The 19,024-nt window shown below is 34.4% G+C and carries 23 protein-coding genes, 1 riboswitch and 1 other annotated feature; of the genes, 14 read left to right on the top strand and 9 right to left on the bottom strand.

Translation table 11 applies throughout. The annotated features are described in order from the left end of the window. Nucleotides 1–101: 101 nt before the first annotated feature. Nucleotides 102–896: a glycosyltransferase family 2 protein gene (locus NST14_RS16665; RefSeq protein WP_048557677.1), complete on the bottom strand. Its 795-nt coding sequence runs from the start codon at nt 894–896 to the stop codon at nt 102–104. Between the two features lie 276 nt (nt 897–1,172). Between NST14_RS16665 and NST14_RS16660 the strand changes: the two genes are divergently transcribed. From NST14_RS16660 to NST14_RS16645, 4 genes are all read left to right on the top strand, one after another. Next, nucleotides 1,173–1,580, top strand: coding sequence for a MerR family transcriptional regulator (locus NST14_RS16660; RefSeq protein WP_000285640.1), 408 nt, complete (start codon nt 1,173–1,175; stop codon nt 1,578–1,580). 119 nt (nt 1,581–1,699) lie between these two features. Next, nucleotides 1,700–3,028, top strand: coding sequence for a hemolysin family protein (locus tag NST14_RS16655; RefSeq protein WP_000402267.1), 1,329 nt, complete (start codon nt 1,700–1,702; stop codon nt 3,026–3,028). Nucleotides 3,029–3,080: 52 nt separating this feature from the next. Continuing rightward, nucleotides 3,081–3,494, top strand: a complete 414-nt coding sequence (locus NST14_RS16650; RefSeq protein ID WP_000616837.1) for an ATP synthase subunit I — start codon at nt 3,081–3,083, stop codon at nt 3,492–3,494. A gap of 198 nt (nt 3,495–3,692) precedes the next feature. Further along, a complete protein-coding gene (locus NST14_RS16645; protein WP_000938434.1) occupies nt 3,693–4,241 on the top strand; it encodes a DUF2179 domain-containing protein in 549 nt (182 codons plus the stop codon). Between the two features lie 121 nt (nt 4,242–4,362). Here the strand turns inward: NST14_RS16645 and NST14_RS16640 are convergent, their stop codons facing one another. From NST14_RS16640 to NST14_RS16630, 3 genes are all read right to left on the bottom strand, one after another. Beyond that, nucleotides 4,363–4,602 carry a DUF3923 family protein gene (locus NST14_RS16640; RefSeq protein WP_000747690.1) on the bottom strand — a complete coding sequence of 80 codons (240 nt, stop codon included), beginning with the start codon at nt 4,600–4,602 and terminating at the stop codon, nt 4,363–4,365. 76 nt (nt 4,603–4,678) lie between these two features. After that, nucleotides 4,679–5,056: a hypothetical protein gene (locus NST14_RS16635; RefSeq protein ID WP_000823782.1), complete on the bottom strand. Its 378-nt coding sequence runs from the start codon at nt 5,054–5,056 to the stop codon at nt 4,679–4,681. Nucleotides 5,057–5,209: 153 nt separating this feature from the next. Next, on the bottom strand, nt 5,210–6,409 hold the full coding sequence (locus NST14_RS16630; RefSeq protein WP_229142835.1) for an MDR family MFS transporter: 1,200 nt from the start codon (nt 6,407–6,409) through the stop codon (nt 5,210–5,212). Nucleotides 6,410–6,521: 112 nt separating this feature from the next. On the opposite strand from NST14_RS16630, the gene NST14_RS16625 reads away from it, so the two are divergent. Together NST14_RS16625 and NST14_RS16620 are read left to right on the top strand one after the other, a co-directional pair. Continuing rightward, nucleotides 6,522–7,064 carry a CGNR zinc finger domain-containing protein gene (locus tag NST14_RS16625; protein ID WP_229142834.1) on the top strand — a complete coding sequence of 181 codons (543 nt, stop codon included), beginning with the start codon at nt 6,522–6,524 and terminating at the stop codon, nt 7,062–7,064. Nucleotides 7,065–7,105: 41 nt separating this feature from the next. Beyond that, complete coding sequence (locus NST14_RS16620; protein ID WP_229142833.1) at nt 7,106–7,861, top strand: class I SAM-dependent methyltransferase; 756 nt, start codon at nt 7,106–7,108, stop codon at nt 7,859–7,861. A gap of 55 nt (nt 7,862–7,916) precedes the next feature. Here NST14_RS16620 and NST14_RS16615 read toward each other — a convergent pair whose 3' ends face one another. After that, nucleotides 7,917–8,060, bottom strand: coding sequence for a hypothetical protein (locus NST14_RS16615; protein ID WP_000945244.1), 144 nt, complete (start codon nt 8,058–8,060; stop codon nt 7,917–7,919). Nucleotides 8,061–8,157: 97 nt separating this feature from the next. After that, a riboswitch (cyclic di-AMP (ydaO/yuaA leader) is annotated at nt 8,158–8,299 on the bottom strand. 38 nt (nt 8,300–8,337) lie between these two features. Continuing rightward, complete coding sequence (locus NST14_RS16610) at nt 8,338–8,799, bottom strand: GNAT family N-acetyltransferase (RefSeq protein ID WP_229142832.1); 462 nt, start codon at nt 8,797–8,799, stop codon at nt 8,338–8,340. Nucleotides 8,800–8,936: 137 nt separating this feature from the next. Here NST14_RS16610 and NST14_RS16605 point away from each other — a divergent pair, with 137 nt between their 5' ends. Continuing rightward, nucleotides 8,937–9,185 carry a GlsB/YeaQ/YmgE family stress response membrane protein gene (locus NST14_RS16605; protein WP_000539718.1) on the top strand — a complete coding sequence of 83 codons (249 nt, stop codon included), beginning with the start codon at nt 8,937–8,939 and terminating at the stop codon, nt 9,183–9,185. A gap of 63 nt (nt 9,186–9,248) precedes the next feature. After that, complete coding sequence (locus NST14_RS16600) at nt 9,249–10,370, top strand: AI-2E family transporter (protein WP_000416970.1); 1,122 nt, start codon at nt 9,249–9,251, stop codon at nt 10,368–10,370. Nucleotides 10,371–10,399: 29 nt separating this feature from the next. Here the strand turns inward: NST14_RS16600 and NST14_RS16595 are convergent, their stop codons facing one another. Further along, nucleotides 10,400–11,557, bottom strand: coding sequence for a 1-deoxy-D-xylulose-5-phosphate reductoisomerase (locus NST14_RS16595; protein WP_000241812.1), 1,158 nt, complete (start codon nt 11,555–11,557; stop codon nt 10,400–10,402). 137 nt (nt 11,558–11,694) lie between these two features. Next, nucleotides 11,695–11,900 (top strand) — a binding site (T-box leader). Between the two features lie 44 nt (nt 11,901–11,944). On the opposite strand from NST14_RS16595, the gene NST14_RS16590 reads away from it, so the two are divergent. The 4 genes from NST14_RS16590 to NST14_RS16575 all read left to right on the top strand — a co-directional run bounded on the left by NST14_RS16590 (nt 11,945) and on the right by NST14_RS16575 (nt 15,524). Further along, nucleotides 11,945–12,943 carry a tryptophan--tRNA ligase gene (locus NST14_RS16590; RefSeq protein ID WP_001290864.1) on the top strand — a complete coding sequence of 333 codons (999 nt, stop codon included), beginning with the start codon at nt 11,945–11,947 and terminating at the stop codon, nt 12,941–12,943. A gap of 210 nt (nt 12,944–13,153) precedes the next feature. Beyond that, on the top strand, nt 13,154–13,717 hold the full coding sequence (locus NST14_RS16585) for a maltose acetyltransferase domain-containing protein (RefSeq protein ID WP_000845609.1): 564 nt from the start codon (nt 13,154–13,156) through the stop codon (nt 13,715–13,717). A gap of 336 nt (nt 13,718–14,053) precedes the next feature. Beyond that, nucleotides 14,054–15,082, top strand: a complete 1,029-nt coding sequence (locus NST14_RS16580) for an ROK family transcriptional regulator (protein ID WP_229142831.1) — start codon at nt 14,054–14,056, stop codon at nt 15,080–15,082. 61 nt (nt 15,083–15,143) lie between these two features. Further along, nucleotides 15,144–15,524, top strand: a complete 381-nt coding sequence (locus tag NST14_RS16575; RefSeq protein WP_098946572.1) for a VOC family protein — start codon at nt 15,144–15,146, stop codon at nt 15,522–15,524. Nucleotides 15,525–15,583: 59 nt separating this feature from the next. Here the strand turns inward: NST14_RS16575 and NST14_RS16570 are convergent, their stop codons facing one another. Beyond that, a complete protein-coding gene (locus NST14_RS16570; protein WP_229142830.1) occupies nt 15,584–16,033 on the bottom strand; it encodes an NUDIX hydrolase in 450 nt (149 codons plus the stop codon). 17 nt (nt 16,034–16,050) lie between these two features. Beyond that, nucleotides 16,051–16,890, bottom strand: a complete 840-nt coding sequence (locus NST14_RS16565) for a DUF2785 domain-containing protein (RefSeq protein ID WP_000355461.1) — start codon at nt 16,888–16,890, stop codon at nt 16,051–16,053. Nucleotides 16,891–17,013: 123 nt separating this feature from the next. Here NST14_RS16565 and NST14_RS16560 point away from each other — a divergent pair, with 123 nt between their 5' ends. Then, complete coding sequence (locus NST14_RS16560; protein WP_000207381.1) at nt 17,014–17,736, top strand: hypothetical protein; 723 nt, start codon at nt 17,014–17,016, stop codon at nt 17,734–17,736. Nucleotides 17,737–17,915: 179 nt separating this feature from the next. Beyond that, nucleotides 17,916–18,938 (top strand): tyrosine-protein phosphatase, encoded by a 1,023-nt coding sequence (locus NST14_RS16555; protein ID WP_000531483.1) that lies wholly within the window; start codon nt 17,916–17,918, stop codon nt 18,936–18,938. Nucleotides 18,939–19,024 lie beyond the last annotated feature (86 nt).

The following is a 19,024-nucleotide window of genomic DNA, read 5'->3' as shown; positions in this document are numbered from 1 at the left end:
AATAAAAATTTATAATATATACAGTATTCATATTGTATGCAAATGGTTTTGTTTTTGACTAAGTGCGTAAAAATGTGTGGAAAATGATGGTGTGAGAAATATTAAGGTTTAAATTTAGGGAATAATTGTTGATATTCAGGGTGGTTACGAAGATCTTGGGTTATGCTACTAAGCTCTAAAAATCGAGTTTCGAGTTGATCAGAGGACTGACCATAATGTGTTTGAAGTCCCATTCGAACGCCCTTTTTTGAAAGGGTGGGTGTAATTTGTAATTTTCTTGCCTTTGTATGTTCGTTCCAAGGACTAAAGTAAAATTTAACAATGAATGAAGGGGAGTTATAAACGACATGTTGATGCCGGGTAAAATGTCTACCAGGTAAATATGCGCCATCAAGATGGTTGTGTATAAATCTCCAGGCACAGCCGATTTCTGGGTTATAAGGAAAAAGCCCATGATATCGTTGTTCTACTAAAGGAATGGAATATCTTAGTTTTGAATAATTGTAATCATGCTTATCAATCATGACAATCATTCTAATCGCATACATATTTTGACCTAACGTATGAAGTGATGAGAAAAATTCTTCTACATTGTTACAGCAAAGAAATTCTGTAGTATTTAATACCATCTTCCAACCTGAAACTTCTCTTTCAATTTCCATTACCTCAATATCAGTATTAGTGGGATCGAATTCAAGGAATCTTGAATCTCGTACTTCCCAGTGGGGAGCAAATAATTTACAAATTTCAACGGAACGATCTGTAGAACCTCTATTAATTAATATACCGTGATCAAATATTTTTGTATGATGCATAAGCCACCATGGTAATAAATACTCCTCGTTATAAAAGTGAGAGATAATAGTTTTAGTAATTTCAATCTCCTCCAATAGCATGAATAATAATTTTAATTAAATATTATTATCATATGTTTTGTATTAAAAAAGGTTGAAAGGAATATGCGATTCTATGATGATATTTTCATAGTAATGTAGTATGGGAAAAATAATTCGATTATAAGAATTAAGTAATGTATTGTTAATTTACAAAATGATAAAATGGTAAGTGGAATTGTGTATAAATTATGAATAATAAACCGTCACGTTTGACTGTACAGTTTATGTATTGTATGATGTTAGTAATATAAACAAGGGGGGAAGATCGTTGGGAAGGTGTATCGAATCGGACAGTTGGCTCTCATGGCTCACGTGTCGAAACGAACGATTGATTATTATACGAATCTAGGTATCTTAAAAGCGGAGCGATCTCAATCTAATTATCGCTATTACGACGAAACAGCATTTGAGACATTACAATTTATTGAGAAGTGCAAAGAAATGCATATGCCGCTTTGTGAGATTAAAGAGAAAATCGAGGAGAAGAAGAAGCTGCTCGGTATCAATGAACACGTTTCGAAACAAGTGAATGAAGTGACAGACCATATTCATCGATTAGAAGTAGAGCTAACGGAATTAAAGCCGCTTTTAGATGGATTGACTGATTCACAACGTGAAAAAATATCGAAATCTTTATCTGGTCAAACGACAGCTTTAATACAGACACTTGCTCTATTATTATAGAACAAGTGAAATCCGACCTCTTTAATTTTTGTATCGGGCTATGTTTTCTAAGAAAGAAATAAGAAAACATTATAGTATACAGGAGGTGGACACCTTAGTTTTTTAACTAAGGGGATTCATTGGAAATATTTAATTTAGTCATGGTTGCGATTTTAATCGCATTTACTGGATTTTTCGTAGCAGCTGAGTTTGCGATTGTAAAAGTACGTTCAAGTCGTATTGATCAGCTTGTTGCAGAAGGAAAACGCGGTGCTTTAGCAGCGAAAAAAGTAACAACAAATTTAGATGAATATTTATCTGCTTGTCAATTAGGTATTACAGTTACAGCTATGGGATTAGGTTGGTTAGGTGAACCGACAATTGAAAAGTTATTACACCCGTTATTTGAGAAATGGAACTTAAACCCTTCTATTTCATCAGTATTAACATTTGGTCTTGCTTTTATGATTATGACGTATTTACACGTTGTAGTAGGAGAATTAGCTCCGAAAACGATGGCAATTCAAAAGGCTGAAAAGGTAACGTTATTATTGGCAGGTCCATTAATGATGTTCTATAAAGTAATGTATCCATTTATTTGGGTATTGAACGGTTCAGCTCGTGTTGTAACTGGCTTATTCGGTTTAAAACCAGCTTCAGAACATGAAGTAGCTCATACAGAGGAAGAATTACGCCTTATCCTTTCAGATAGCTATGAAAGTGGCGAAATTAATCAGGCTGAATACAAGTATGTAAATAACATTTTTGAATTTGATAATCGTATTGCAAAAGAGATTATGGTACCGCGAACAGAAATCGTTGGTTTCTACCTGGAAGATTCAGTAGAAGAACACATGAAAGTAATCCAAAATGAGCGATACACACGTTATCCGATTTTTGGAGAAGATAAAGATGATATTATCGGTATGGTCAACGTAAAAGATTTCTTTATTCGATATATGACCGAGGATCAAAAAGATTTATCATCCATTCGCTCGTATATGCGTCCGATTATTGAAGTGATGGAAACGACTCCAATTCACGATTTATTACTTCAAATGCAGAAGAAGCGAATTCCGATGGCTGTTTTATATGATGAGTACGGAGGAACAGCTGGAATTGTAACACTTGAGGACATCTTGGAGGAAATCGTCGGCGAAATTCGTGATGAATATGATGAAGATGAAGCACCACCAATTCAACATGTGAACGAGCAACATATCATTGTTGATGGAAAAGTGCTTATCTCAGAAGTGAAAGATTTATTTGGATTACACATTGAAGAAGATGATGTGGATACAATCGGTGGATGGATTATGATGCAAAATCATGAAATCGAAGAAGGACAACACGTTGAGGCGGAAGGCTATGAATTTAAAGTGTTAGAAAAAGACGCTTACCAAATTAAACGTGTTGAAATTCGTAAGATGGAAGAGGAACAAGAAGAAGAAAAAGCAGCAACTGTGTAAGTTGCTGCTTTTCTTCTAAAGTATAAAAAATGAGAAATTAGGAGCGGATATTTTGATTCAAGTAGCCTTACGTGTATATCGATTACAATTGTATGTGATCTTTAGTGGTTTACTACTTATGTGGACGATTACTCCGTTTGGAAAACAAGTAACAGGGTTTGGGATCGGATTAGCTGTAAGTGCATATTGCCTTTGGTTATTAGCTCGCAGAGTGGAGAAACTTGGGAAAAGTATTGTAATGAAGGAAAAGGCTCCGGGATTAGGAGTTCTAAACCGATTTGCAGCGGCCATTTTAGGAGCTATTATCATGTATGAAATTGAGCATGAAATGGAAATGTGGGCATTTGGTACAGGCATTTTAGGTGGTCACTTTTTAATGATTGCGAATTTAGCTTATGCAAATATGCAGGTAGTGAAAGAAGAAGAGAAGAAAAGGGAACATGCTTCGAAAAACATAGAGCTATGATGAGAGGGACCTAATGGGGTTCCTTTTTTAGTTTAGCGATATGATACAAGTAATTAAATTAACGACAAATATAATACGCTTCTTTTTTGCGTTTTTCAATAGTATGAAAAATAATAAAAAAAAATTTAAAAACCCATCGATTTCTAAAGGTTATGTATGTTATCATGACAAAAGACTTTTTGAAAGAGGTGGATACCAATGTTACAAGCGCTACTTATTTTTGTGCTTCAAATTATTTACGTTCCCATTTTAACAATCCGTACGATTTTGCTTGTAAAGAATCAAACAAGATCCGCTGCTGCTGTTGGATTGTTAGAAGGAGCTATTTACATTGTCAGTTTAGGTATTGTGTTTCAAGATTTATCAAATTGGATGAACATCGTTGCCTATGTCATTGGCTTTAGTGCGGGACTGTTATTAGGCGGTTATATAGAGAATAAATTAGCAATTGGTTATATTACGTATCAAGTTAGTTTACTAGACCGTTGTAATGAATTAGTAGATGAGTTACGTCACTCTGGATTTGGCGTTACAGTATTTGAAGGTGAAGGTATTAATTCGATACGTTATCGCTTAGATATCGTTGCAAAACGTTCTAGAGAAAAAGAACTATTAGAAATCATTAATGAAATTGCACCGAAAGCGTTTATGTCTTCTTATGAAATTCGTTCATTTAAAGGCGGATATTTAACGAAGGCGATGAAGAAAAGAGCGTTAATGAAGAAGAAAGATCATCATGCATCGTAAAGAAAAGGGAGTAGTGCAGTTTTAAAAGTATGGCATAATCCCATATAAAAAAGAGAGGAATCCATTTTGAAGTGGATTCCTCTCTTTTTTATGAAAAATATTCATCTGTTAATTCAAAAAACTAAGTCGTAAAGTTATTTTTTTTACTCATCCTCAAATTAATGATTAGCCATATAACTTGAAAAAATACAGGTATGATAAACGCGATTAATATAACGATAAGTGATATGGATTTAATTTCGGGTGTTTGAATGACACCAGCACCATCCACATCTCGTAGCCAAATAATAGCTGCCCATATTCCAAAAACGATAATCCAAAATAGGTTACCAATCCACCAAGAAATCCATCGTTTTTTCATGTTAGCACCCCTTACATGTATCTACTGTTAAAAGTATATTTTCGTTCGTTACATTTATAATGAAACAACTTTAAAATTAGTTTTTAACTGTATATCTAACTTGTTTGAAGGTGACTATTTCTCCATCATCATTATTATCTTTCGTTTGCAAAAGTTGAACTTTTGGTTTGTAGTCTGTCCGATGAGCGTGTTCGATATCTTTAATGTTAAGCTTGTAGGATTCACCATTCTTTAGCTTTTGTTCCAACACTTTTTTATTAGCAACATAAATAAAAGTCACTTTATTTTCATCAATACCTTCAGTCTTAATTTCTAATTCATTATCTTTTGTTGTAATCGTTGGTGTTAATAATTCCATACTGGCGTTTCCGGTTTCTAAAGAATTTTCTGCTATAGTTGAACATCCTGATAGTATGATTCCGGTGAATAGAAGAACAAGTAATTTCCTTTTCATAACATCCCCCCGATTCTATGTGATTTCTGATTTTGGCATTGTTAGATTGCTAGTGTTTTATGTAAACGTTTAGTGAGCATTCTTTTTGATTGTACCATAATATGTAAAATGATGCAGGCTGTATCTCCAATTTAAAGGAGATTGAAAGTTTACTTATTGCTGTAAATTAGTATTTTTACAGTAGGCATATATCTTCTTTAGGAAACCCTTTTTCGTATTTAAAATATGTAATGAAATAAAACCAATAAGTCCTATTCCGCCAAAAATAAGCCATGGTGTATACACTCCGCTTAAGTTGGATGTAAAAGATGTACCAGTATAATTACCGATGATAAAACCAAATGCGAGTGATAGTTGATAAAATCCAAAGAAAGTGGCTGTATATGATTCATTACTGTAATTTGCAATAGCGATATCAGCGTTAGGTAATACGAGTGTTTCACCGATTGTAAAGAAAATTACACAAATAAATAGCCAATATGGGTGTTGAAATAAAGGAATGAGTAAAAAGGAAATACTCATTAATAAAACACCGTATTTAATAAAGGAAAGGGTGTTGTATTTAAGAAAGGGTTTTCGAAATAGCACCATAAATATGACGCCTGTTATTGCATTTATCGTAATGACTAATGTAGCAAGTTGATTGCTATTACTAATGTTTTTCATATGAAGTGGAAGTGCGACAGTAAGCTGAGTAAACATAATATAGAAGAAGATCATGATAAAGGAAAACAGAAGAAAAGACTTGTTTTGTAAGATGGCCTGTATTCCTAATGTAATAGACGTGTTTTCAGTAGTGACTTGGAAGTGATTTTTAAGTAAGTAAAAGATTAAAGCAAATATCAGCATAAGAGATCCTGTTAGAGAGAAAGCATAGATTGGATCGAGTAAGAGTAAAAACCCTCCTGCAATTGGTCCGATTATTGCACCGCAATTAAAGCTAAGGTTTAAATATGTAAATAAATTTTTTCTCAAATGAGCTGGCTGTGAGCCAAATATAGCGCGAGCGGCAGGTTCGTAAAATGCTGTTCCGAAGCCAATAAGTGCAGAAGAAATAGAAATTGTATAGAAATCAGAGCATATTCCTAAAGCGATAAATCCGATTCCTCTCAAAAATAATCCGGCTATCATCATAATGATATAGCCTATTTTGTCAGCAATTAATCCTGAGAATAAAGGGATAACTCGTGATGTAATTATTATAACCGTCAACACTGTTCCTACTTGAAAAGCTGAAAAATGGAGAAAGGTTAATAGATAAATAGCTAAAAATGCGTATACTGCAAAATAACCAAAAGACATAAAAAATGAAGAAATAAGCATGAAACGTATCGGTGTTGAGAAACTTTTCATAGAACTCCTCCTAATATTGTAACCAGTAAATCTTTTTAGTGGTTAACTATTTTATATTATAATTATACATAAAGTCAGAAAAAAGTAAATTTTAAGAAGAAGGTGAATAGAGTTGAGTCAAAACGCACCAAACGAATTAGAGTATATTCGAGAATTTTTAAATACATGGAGAATACCAAACGATACGAGAGAGCCAATTGATTTGCTGCAAACAGAAGAGGGTATAAAGAAATTTATGAAAGAATCTTTTCATGAAGAGCTTCTATTTCATACGATAGAGGAATTAAAAAGTTTTCGAGAAGATATTCGGGCGGCAATTGAAGGGGAAGGATCATTGCAAAAATGGTTAGAGAAATACCCATTTCATGTACATATAAAGGAAGATATGAAAGGTATTACATATGAACCAGTATACGAAGAGAATGTGTATACAAAAATATTAAGCATTGTGTTTATCTCGATTCAAGAAAATTTGTGGGGAAGGTTAAAAGCATGTCCAGATTGCCGTTGGGTATTTTACGATCATTCGCGAAATGGAAGCAAAAGATGGTGCGGTATGTATGCTGGTGAAGAAGGAGGCAGAGCATGCGGTACAATTGCAAAAGTGAAAAATTACCGCGCGAAGAGAAAAGGAAGAACGGGTTATAATGTGTAATTACTATTAGGGGAAGAAAAATGGATGGGGGAATGTAGCATATGAAAGGTACACAAATGATAGCATTAAATAAAAAGTGTTGGGATACAGTTGCACCTTATTTCTTTCAAGTGGATTGTTTACCGAAATATGGCCCATATACAGCGTCTGAAGATGAAATTCATTTGTTTGATTCAATTAAAGGTAAAAAGGTTCTTGATATTGGATGTGGAAGTGGGCATTCGTTGCAATATATGGCGGAACATGGCGCAGAAGAATTGTGGGGACTTGATCTTTCGAGCACACAAATTGAAACGGCACATAAAACGTTACAGTCGTGGAATCCGAAGTTAATATGTGGAGCAATGGAAGAGGAAGTGGATATTCCGAAAGGGTATTTTGATATTGTATATTCCATTTATGCATTAGGTTGGACTTCAGATTTAAGAAAAACGTTGGAACTAATATATTCATATGTAAAGCCAGGAGGAAGCTTTATTTTTAGCTGGGAGCATCCCGTATATTCAAACTTAATGTATGGAACAGAGGAGATTGCTTTCAGCTCGTCTTATCATGAAGAAACTCCTATTACGTTTGAAACATTTAAGGGGGAGGATGTACAAGCGACATTATATAAGAGAAAAATAAGTACGTACATAAATGAGTTAAATAGAGCAGGATTTACAATTGAGAGAATAGAAGAGCCTGAACCATCGAGCTTGTTTGATGAAGAACTAGCTGAGCCGTCTACGAAATATTATTCTTTATATAAAGCTAGGATGGTGCCAACTACTTTTATTATTAAGGCAAGAAAATGAAAAATACAGCGTACACTGAAAAAAGCGTACGCTGTATTTTATTAAAGGTTAGTACTTATCTCTTCGGTTGAAAAATATGTTGAAAGAAGTATTTGTGATGTAAGTTATCTACAATTTTATTTGCTTGATATGTGCGATGTTGCTCGAGTCGAAGTCTTTGCTCCATCATTTTGATTGCGTGATCAGATAAACGTAACATAGTGCATTTCTCCTTTTCTATAAATATAGGTGACTATTTGGTATCGATCCCATATTTATAACTAAGGAGGCAAAATGTGTAACATAGGCAAAAAGCACCTTCCTCTCCCATTACGCTTACGAGGTTAGCTGTCGGACTCGGGAAGTGAGAGTTCCCTACTTAAATAAGATTCGCCCCAAGTAGCAAAGCTACAAAAATGGTTCCCCCGCTCCAAATTTTGGACTCAGCAAAAGGTTTTATAAAGTAAAAGATAACATAAATAAATTAACGAGTCAAACTATTTGTTGTTTTCTGATTTTTTGAGTGAAGTTAAAACCACTCCATCGGGTAATATAATCTCCTTTACTTCAATAAAGCCATGTTTTTTATATAAAGACAAAGCAGGTGTATTTTCTTTCCCTGTTTGTACAATATATGTTTTGGAAGGGGAGAACATGTCAAATACATAAAGTAGTAGTTTTGTTGCAATCCCTTTATGAAAATGATCAGGGGATACTACTAAACGATGAATATCCACTTCTTCTTCATCTATTTTAAAAGAAATAAAACCAGCAAGTGTATCTTCAAAAAAATAGCCGTAAAAAATTTCATCACAAGATTGAATATCGGCTACAGTATCATAAAGTCGAGGGATAGCTGTACTATTTATATATTTCGCCTCAATTTCATAAGCGGGTATTTGAATGCTTAAAATAGAAGTTGCAGTTTTGTGAGAAGTTGTTATTAATTTTTGAATCATAGAATAGAAACCTCCTTGTTGGCTGTATTTTCATAGATTTGACAAGATTTTTCTTTTTTGGATATAATAATTACATAGTTACACAATAAGTTAGTAGCTAAATTGAATTACACTATAATAGAAATGGAGGACTAAAGATGGGGTGGATTATCACATTAATAGTTGGTGCTATTATAGGTGCAATTGCAGGTTCTATTACAGGTAAAGACTTTCCTGCTGGCATGTTTGGAAATATAATTGCTGGTTTATTAGGAGCTTGGTTAGGCGGTAAATTATTTGGAGATTGGGGTCCATCACTAGGTGGTATTCATATTGTACCAGCTTTATTAGGATCAATTGTTCTCGTTCTTATTGTATCATTTGTAGTGAAATCTGCAAGGAAATAAAGAGTTATATTATGATAAAAAGCCCTATATAAGGGCTTTTCATCATTCGAAGAGGTGGTTTTATTGGAGAAAGTAAGTTTAAGAAAACGAGATAAGTTGAAAAAATTTTTTAGAGAACACAATTATTTAGCAGTGTTACTTGGGTTTGCACTATTGTTCATTAATATTTTATTACTAACAAAAATATCATTTGTTTTTACGCCGTTTATCGTCTTTTTAAAAACAATTTTCTTCCCAGTATTATTAGCGGGCGTACTATTTTACATTTTGCATCCATTCGTTTCGCTTTTAGAAAAGAAAGGTGTTTCAAGAATCGTATCAATAGCCTCGATATACTTAATCGTAATTGGATTATTTGTGTTTTTAGTTTTAACGGTTATTCCAATTATTAAAGATCAAATTGATGCATTAATAGATAACTTACCGTATTTCGGTCATGAAATTGAACGAGCAGCACGTAGATTTGGGGAAAGCAATTTACTCGGTAAAATTCAGGAGAATTTAAATATTAATGTTGCGAATATGGTAAAAGACTATACAGTTGATTTTACGAAATCTTTATCATCAGTAACAGGAAATGTAACTGGATTTTTAAGTACTATTACAGAGGTCGTTTTAACGTTTGTAATGGTTCCGTTTATATTGTTCTATCTTTTAAAAGATGGTGAGCAATTACCAAATCACTTTTTAAAGTTTATTTCAGAACAAAGACGACCAGCAGCGATGAGAATACTAGACGATATGCATTATGCGATTAGCTCGTATATTAGAGGACAAATTATTGTTAGCTTATTTATCGGTATTATGCTATTAATTGGTTACCTTATTATCGGTATTAAATATGCAGTACTACTCGCTATTTTAGCGATGATTGTAAATATCGTTCCGTACGTAGGACCAATTATCGCAATTACACCAGCGTTAATTATTGCGTTTATTGATTCGCCGGGGATGGTTTTAAAGGTAATTATTGTAATGATGGTTGTACAATTAGCAGAAGGTAAATTTATTTCTCCGCAAGTCATGGGGAAAAAGCTAGATATTCACCCGATTACTATCATTTTTATTATTTTAACTGCCGGAAATTTATTTGGAATTATGGGGATTATTTTAGCAATTCCAGGGTATGCGATATTAAAGGTGTTAGTAACGCATGGTTATCGATTTGTTAAGTTGAATACGTAGGAAAAAGAGCTAAAACAGTATTATCTGTTTTAGCTCTTTTTTATTAACAATTGATGTGCATATTGGCGTGCCCATTGATCCGCTTCTAATATAGCATCTAGTGAAGGATTTTTTACGTTATGATGGGCTTCAACTGTTTTGTAAATTGTTTTTTCAATATCGAAAAAGGCAATTTCATTTTTTAAGAATAGTGCATTCGCAATTTCATTTGCTGCGTTTAATACAGCAGGAGTAGTACCACCAATTTTGCCACATTCATATGCGTATTGTAGACAAGGAAACTTCTCTAAATCTGGTTTTTCAAAATGTAAACTACCGATTTCTAATAAATTTAATTTTTCATAGGAAGAAGGTAGCCGAGTAGGGTAGTGAAACGCATATTGAATCGGCATCCTCATATCAGGAGCACCGAGCTGCGCTATAACTGATCCATCAATAAACTCTACTAAAGAATGAATAATACTTTCTTTATGAATCATTACATCAATTTTTTCATAAGGAATATCAAATAGCCATCTTGCTTCCATTACTTCGAATCCTTTATTCATTAATGTGGCAGAATCAATCGTTAATTTTGCCCCCATTAACCAGTTTGGGTGCTTTAAAGCATCTTTTGCTTGTAGAGTGTTCATTTCTTCACGTGTTTTATCACGGAATGCACCGCCAGAAGCTGTAACGATTAATTTGTCAATTTCTTTATTATTTTCTCCGTTTAAACATTGGAAAATAGCTGAATGTTCGCTATCGACTGGAATTAAACGACATCCGTTTTGTTTGGCCAGTTCAGTTACAATATGACCAGCTGCAACTAACGTTTCTTTATTAGCGATGGCAATATCTTTCTTCGCTTTTAATGCTTCAATTGTTGGGAGTAATCCTGAAACACCAACGACGGAACTTAATACAAGATTTGAATCAGGGTGAGTAGCTACCGCAATTAAGCCATCTGTTCCGTATGTAATTTTTACGTTGGTTGAAATACGCGTACGAAGCGTGTCTGCTAATTCTTTTGTCGCGACGCTTACAATGCGAGGTTGAAACGTTTTGATTTGTTGCTCAAGAAGCTCGATATTATAATTTGCGGTTAAACCGACGATTTTAAAATGTTCGGGATGAGCTGAAACGACATCTAATGCAGACGTGCCGATAGATCCTGTTGAACCTAAAATGGATATATATTTTACCATGAAAAAACCTCCAAAGTTGTTTCGAGTATTTCTGCAAACCTATATAATATTAGACAATTGAAGTGGAAATTCCTGCTAAATAAAATAGAAAATTTTGGTTTGTTTAGAAGTGAAATGTGATAAACTGTAAAAAATAACGAAAAGCGATGAAAGAGAAGAGTACATATTCGAAACTTTTCAGAGAGCTGATATGTGGTGGAAATCAGTAAGGGATGAATATGGAATGGGCTCTGGAGCTTCTAACTGAAATGAGTAGGTAAAGACGGTTGCTTCACGTTAAGAAGTTGAAGTGAGCTAACAATAGCTAATTAAGGTGGTACCGCGGGAGTCTCTCGTCCTTTTTTAAGGATGAGGGGCTCTTTTTGTTTTGAGAAAGGAGGAGTTAGGATGAGTGAGAAAATAATGTTAACAGGAATTAAGCCGACAGGTTATCCGCATTTAGGAAATTATATTGGTGCAATTAAACCTGCGTTGCAAATGTCAAAGAAGAATGAAGGGAAAGCATTGTATTTTATAGCTGATTATCACGCGTTAAATGCTGTGCATGATCCGAGCCAGTTTAGTAGTTATACGAAAGAGGTAGCAGCTACTTGGTTATCGCTTGGACTTGGAGAAGATGTTATTTTTTATAGGCAAACAGAAGTGCCGGAGATTCTAGAATTAGCTTGGATATTAGCTTGCCTAACTCCGAAAGGGCTTATGAACCGTGCTCATGCGTATAAAGCGAAAGTAGAGCAAAATAAAGAAGCGGGTTTAGAGGTCGATGCAGGAGTGAATATGGGATTATATACGTATCCAATCTTAATGGCAGCTGACATATTGCTATTTCAGGCTACGCATGTACCTGTCGGAAAAGATCAAATTCAGCATATTGAAATCGCGCGTGATATTGCGACGTATTTTAATCATACTTTTGGCACGACATTTACACTTCCGGAGTATGTCATACAAGAAGAAGGAGCAATATTACCAGGGCTTGATGGAAGAAAGATGAGTAAAAGTTACGGGAATGTGATCCCATTATTTGCAGAGAAAGAAAAACTACGCAAGTTAATATTTAAAATCAAAACAGATTCTTCACTTCCAAATGAACCGAAAGAACTAGAAACGTTATTTACAATTTATAAAGAATTTGCAACGGAAGATGAAATGCAGTCAATGCGTGAAAAATATGAAACTGGCATTGGATGGGGCGATGTGAAAAAAGAGTTGTTTCGCGTTGTAGACCGTGAATTAGCTGGGCCACGTGAGAAATATGCTATGTATATGAATGAACCGAATTTATTATATGAAGCGTTGGAAAAAGGTGCTGAGCGGGCGCGGACTATTGCGAAGGTAAATTTAACAGAAATTAAGAAACGGATTGGATTTGAGAGGGAGCACTGAGCGTTCCCTCTTTTTTCCCTATAACTTATTCGTCATATCGATGAGTAAAGCAAGGAGTTCGCATATTCTTTTGAAACTTATTAGTTGCATATATTAAAAAGTATGCTACTATAGGGTTACTTATTAAACATGTTTAATAAGTATAATGAAAGTCACTTAATAAAGATGTTTAATAAGTAGGGTTCATTTGATTACAAAGGAGATGATTGTATGAAAACAGAAAAAGAAAAGATGTTAGCGGGAGAAATGTATATTGCGGATGACGAAGAATTAGTAGCTGATAGGGTGGAGGCAAAACGTTTAACACGTCTTTATAACGAGGCAATGGAGACAGGAGATGAGAGGCGTTTTACATTATTAAATCAGCTTTTAGGTTCTTCAGCTGACGGGGCATCACATATTAAACCTACTTTTCGTTGTGATTATGGTTACAATATCCATATTGGAAAGAATTTTTTCTCCAATTTCAATTGTGTGATTTTAGACGTTTGTGAAGTGCGAATTGGGGATAATTGTATGTTTGCACCTGGTGTTCACATTTATACTGCTACTCATCCTTTACACCCGGTAGAGCGGAATTCTGGTAAAGAATATGGAAAGCCTGTAAAGATTGGTAACAATGTTTGGGTAGGTGGGGGAGCTATTATTAACCCTGGTATTTCAATTGGAGATAACGCTGTAATTGCTTCAGGGGCAGTTGTGACAAAAGATGTACCCAATAATGTAGTGGTTGGTGGTAACCCAGCTAAAGTTATTAAAACGATAGACTTATAGAAATCGTTTTTTATGAGTGCATGAATAAACGGATGTTGTATCGTATAGAAAATGTGAAAGGTGTTTCATATAAAGAAAAATAGTGCGGAAAATCGTACGAAGACATTACTTACTTCTTGAAACGCTCTTTTTCTTATTTGTTTTGCTGGTTTTCTCGTTTGCTGTAAGTTTCTATCATAGGTTATACACAATTTCTAAGTATACTAGGGGAAGCATTCGGAATACTGCTAGTAGAAATATATCATCTTTATTGCTTTAGAAAATGATGTATGATATATTGTCAACGCAACTTATTAAAAGTGTTTAATAAGTATGTTGATTAAGGTGGTGAACGATTTGAGTGAACAGTTTGTTACTCAAAAATCGATTAAAGAGACAATCCTTCGTGGCATTCGTAAAGTTCTTTTAGAGCGAGGTAGTGCAACGAAAGTTGAGCTTAGTAATACATTAGAAATTAGTTTTCCAACGATAAGTAAATTTATAGAAAAAATGAAACGAGACGGTGAAGTCACTTTAGCTGGTTTAGATGATTCAAGTGGTGGAAGAAGAGCGAAACGATATGAATATAATCCAGAATATATGTTAGGTTTAGCGATATTTTTAGAAAAAAATGAAACAAACTATACAATTTTCAACTGTTTAGGGGAAGTAAAAGAACAGGGGAGTACTTCAAGTATGTTAATTGATACGGGCGTAAATGTATTATCTAAACATATTGAAGGTCTTATCGCTACATTCCCGAAAATAAGCTCTATATCAATTGGTGTGCCTGGTTCGGTTGATAATGGTCGTATTTTTTATATTCCTGGATATGAAAAGTTCCAAAATTTTAATTTGAAAAGTCATTTGGAGGAACAGTTTTCTATACCAGTAGTAATAGAAAACGATATGAATGCTGCTGTGCTTGGTTATTATAAAAACACTGGAAACTATGACAATTCCTCTCTTGTATATTTGTATTCCGGTCAAAATGGTCCAGGTGCAGGTATTATGGTAAATGGAGATGTCGTACGCGGAAGCACATTTTTCTCAGGAGAGATATCTTTCGTCCCGCAGTATAATAATAAAAATTTCTTGCAAGCTTTGAGAAGTGAAGATTCGAATAATCCAGAGGAATATAATATAGATGCTATTACTCGTTTAATCGCTACATGTATAGCTATTATTAACCCGCATGCCTTTATCTTCTGTGATGATGAAGTGAATCAATTTGTAATAGATCAAATTGTAAAAACTTGTCCGCAGTACATCCCGGCGGAACATATTCCGAAAATAACAGTGAGTAATTGGAAAGAAGATTATTTATATGGATTAAAAAGTCTAGGACTTGATCTTATGATTACGAGAACAAATAACGAAAATTAAATGTGCTGGCAATGAAGCATCCAATTGCCAGTTGAATAACATAAAAGAAAAGGTGTCGATTATGAAAATTGAACATGTAGCAATTTGGGTGAATGATTTAGTAGGAATGCGTGATTTTTATAAACAATATTTTAATGGTGAAGAAAATAGCTTATATCATAATACAAAAAAGCAATTTAAATCTTATTTTATAACTTTTGAAGGTGGTGCGCGTCTAGAACTTATGAAGCGGGTAGGGATAGAGGATGCATTACAAACAGAAACAATAGGATATGCACATATTGCTTTTTCTGTAGGTAGTAAAGAAAAGGTGAACGAATTAACGAATACATTAAGAGAAGCAGGATACCCTGTGTTAAACGGCCCACGAACTACAGGGGATGGTTACTATGAAAGTGTAGTAAGTGATCCTGAAGGAAATCAGATTGAGATAACGATCTAACATGAACAACCTCATTTCGCATTATCATGACGGGAGATGAGGCTGTTTTATTTTTATCTTTAATTGGAGTGATGAAAATCGCGAAGAATCCCCTCAATAACTGGATGAAGAGTACTAGGTAATTCATCAAGCGGAAAGAAACGTAATTCTTTTGATTCTGTTTGATCACATACAAGCTCACCGTGGAATTCGCGGCAAATATAAACAACGAGTACACCGTGTACTTGATCGCCGTTTGGATAGATTTGAAAGTAATCTGGTCCAGAGTATGTACGGAATAGTTCTGGATTTTTAATAATCAGTCCAGTTTCTTCATATACTTCTCGCTTTAAAGCGTCTTCTAATGTTTCGTTATATTCTAAAGCGCCGCCAATAATGCCCCAGCGGTTAAAGTCTGTGCGGAGCTGCAGTAATACTTCACCTTTTTCATTTACTATAATGGCGTGCGAACCTATTAAAATAAGTGGATGATTTCCTACTAAATTTCTAATGTCTTCAATATAACCCATATTTTGACTCCTTGTTTTTAATAGTAATTAGGAAGTTCTTTTAACATTCTTTCTGTTTTACGTGCTGTAAAGGCTAAGTTATGATCATCTTTCGTTCTGAAAAATAATGTGCGTAAAAAGGTTTTAATGTTGGCACATAAAATACAATACTCATTAAGTGAAAGGCGTTTTCTAATTTGAGGAAGCCTTTTTATTTTTTTATGAATAATAGAAATTAACTCGTCTTGCGGAAAGTCATGATACAACATCGCTAGTAAAGGAGTAACGATGCGTTCATCTTCGTTATTATGAAAAAGGTCAGATGGAATGAAGATTTTATTTAATAAACAATGAATTAACTCTTCGTACCATTCAAAAGTTGTATACGTATTATGAACAATTTCCGTAAAGGCATCAGATACGTGAGCAAGACAATGAGCCCATCCTTTATTTTCAATATAGCCTCGGAAATCTGTTTCTAAGTTTGTGTATGTAATGAGTTTGTTTTTTATTTCTTCAATATCCTCCTCTGTACAAAAGTAGTGCGAATTAGCGAATTGGAGTATTAACGCAATTAACGAAACAGTGTAAGAACGTGTGAAAACCCCATCTGTATGTGGGGAGTAAATGTCACAATATAAATACTCATCACTTAAACAAGTTTGCAACAGTAATTTTAGTTGATCATCCATAAGGAATTCATGATGAATAAAATGCACAAAACATTTATATATAAGCTGGTAACGAACGTAACTATCAGTTGTTCCGATATACTGAAGCATATGGAGCGTTAATTCATTTATATCTATATGTCGCAGTTGCGTATAGTCATTTTGTTGTATAAGCTCTAACTGTTGTTGCAGCGCTGTAATATCCAATGGAGAACCTCCTCCGCACTTTAAAGATGCGATGTTTTCTAGTATTCTATATATTCAAGGACAATCCTGCTCATGCAAGGAGAACAAGTAGAAATTCAAGTATGACATAGATGAGGGAAGAATATGACGACGATAGAACAGTTAGAAAAACATTTTAAAATAAGAAGAAATGCTTCTTCTATCATGATAAAAGAAAATAATGCAGAGATTTTTACAGAAGAGCAATTAAAGGGAATCATGCAATATTGTGTTGTTGAGGCTGAAAAAGAGGGAATTGAAAACTTACTTTTTGAAGTTTCTTCAAAAAGCCCAAATTATGATGTGTATAAGAAATGTTTCGAAGCGTATTCTTTTGAATATGTTACTGAAAACATCATTGTATGTAAGGATATATATGAAGTGGAAGATGTAGAAAGTGAAATTGATTTTAAGTTGATTGAAGAAGTAGGAGAAGATGCTTTTTATTCACTTTGGAACGAGATGACGGAAGAACAAGTCACTTATGATCAATTTGTAAATATGATGCTACAAGAAATTGGAGAGCAATGGAAAGAACATTGTTTAACTGCGAGTATTAATGAAGAGCAGATCGGAATTGTAATCCCATATATTGAAAAGGGGACGTTAGAAGAAGGAAAACTTATGTATTTCGCAGTCGCTCCAAATATGCGAAATAAAGGATACGAAGCAGCATTCTTTACAGGAGCGATGTTTGTATTAAAAGAAATAGGAGCATCTTATTATATCGGTGAGACAAATGTACAAAATGAGTGGATGAAGGATATTTTTGAAAATAACGGATGTCAGCTGCTTAGTTCTACTGAGCGGTATGTGTGGAAGTTTTAGGAGGATGAACGATGTACTCTCTTGAACTCATTTCGAGGGAATCCATGTACAACTTATGAACAAGTAAAAGAACTTTTTGCCTGTTTGTAAGATAAAAAGAAAAATGAGAACGACAAAGTAGATATTTGTATAATACAATAGAGTAAGATTCGATTATAAGAGAAAGCGTTGGTGAAAGAATGGGGCAGCAAAGACATTGGTTACAAGCAACTGTAGAAAGAAATGAAGATAATACGTTACAAATAAAGTGGGAAAATAATATAGAGGAAGTTCGCATTTACTGGAGTACTTCGCCAGATCATATTGAAGAAAATGGAGAATTACTTGCAACGGTAAATGGAGAATCATCATATACAATTGAAAACCTGAGCGAAAATGAGCGTCCATATTTTAGACTAGTAGGTAGTAATGGACAAGTAGTAACAGTAGCTGAGCGTAGACTGCCATTACAAGGCGCGTTTAACTTCCGTGATATGGGAGGATATGAAACGACAGAAGGCCGTAAAGTAAAATGGGGTAAATTATACCGTTCTGAAGAATTAGCAGGATTAACAGAGTGGGATATTGCGTATTTACAAAAGTCTGGCTTAAAGTTAATTTGCGATTACCGTACAGACTTTGAAGTGAAGCATAAGCCAAACCCTGAGATTACAGGAGCTCGTCAAGTGTGTTTACCAGTTATGCAAGACTTAGCAAAAGACTTGAACATAAATGAGTTTTTCCAAGTTGGTGACCTTTCTATGTTAGGCAAACCAGGCGAATACCTTGTGAAAATGAATCAAGATTTCGTAAGTGGTAACGAGGCGTTCGTAAGCTTCTTAAACTTAGCGCAAAACCCGGAAAACTTACCGTTAGTAAACCATTGTACAGCTGGGAAAGACCGTACTGGATTTGGATCAGCATTATTATTACTTTTACTAGGTGTACCAGAGAAAACAGTAATGGAAGATTATTTACTAAGTAACGGTTTCCGTGAAAAGTTAAACGAGAAAATGATGGCCTTTTTAGGTGCAAAACTACAAAACGATGAGAGTAGAGCGATATTAGGTGCGATGTTCGAAGCACGTGCTGAGTATTTACAAGCTGCGATTGATGAAGTGAAAAAGCAATATGGTTCAGTTGAAGCGTATGCTGAAAAAGCACTTGGCTTTACGAAAGAGTCGTTAGAACAAATGAAAGTTTTATTGTTAGAAGATAAATAAAGCGGAGGGAGGCTGATTGGATTAGCCTCCTTTTCTTATTGTTGTTATAATTTTGCTAATGAGAATGTTGTGCAACGAAGAGAGAA

The organism is Bacillus sp. FSL W8-0519 (assembly GCF_038005585.1).
Taxonomy (GTDB): domain Bacteria; phylum Bacillota; class Bacilli; order Bacillales; family Bacillaceae_G; genus Bacillus_A; species Bacillus_A paranthracis.
Note: the sequence above shows the minus strand (reverse complement) of the source record. Positions and strands in the feature narration are given on the sequence as shown.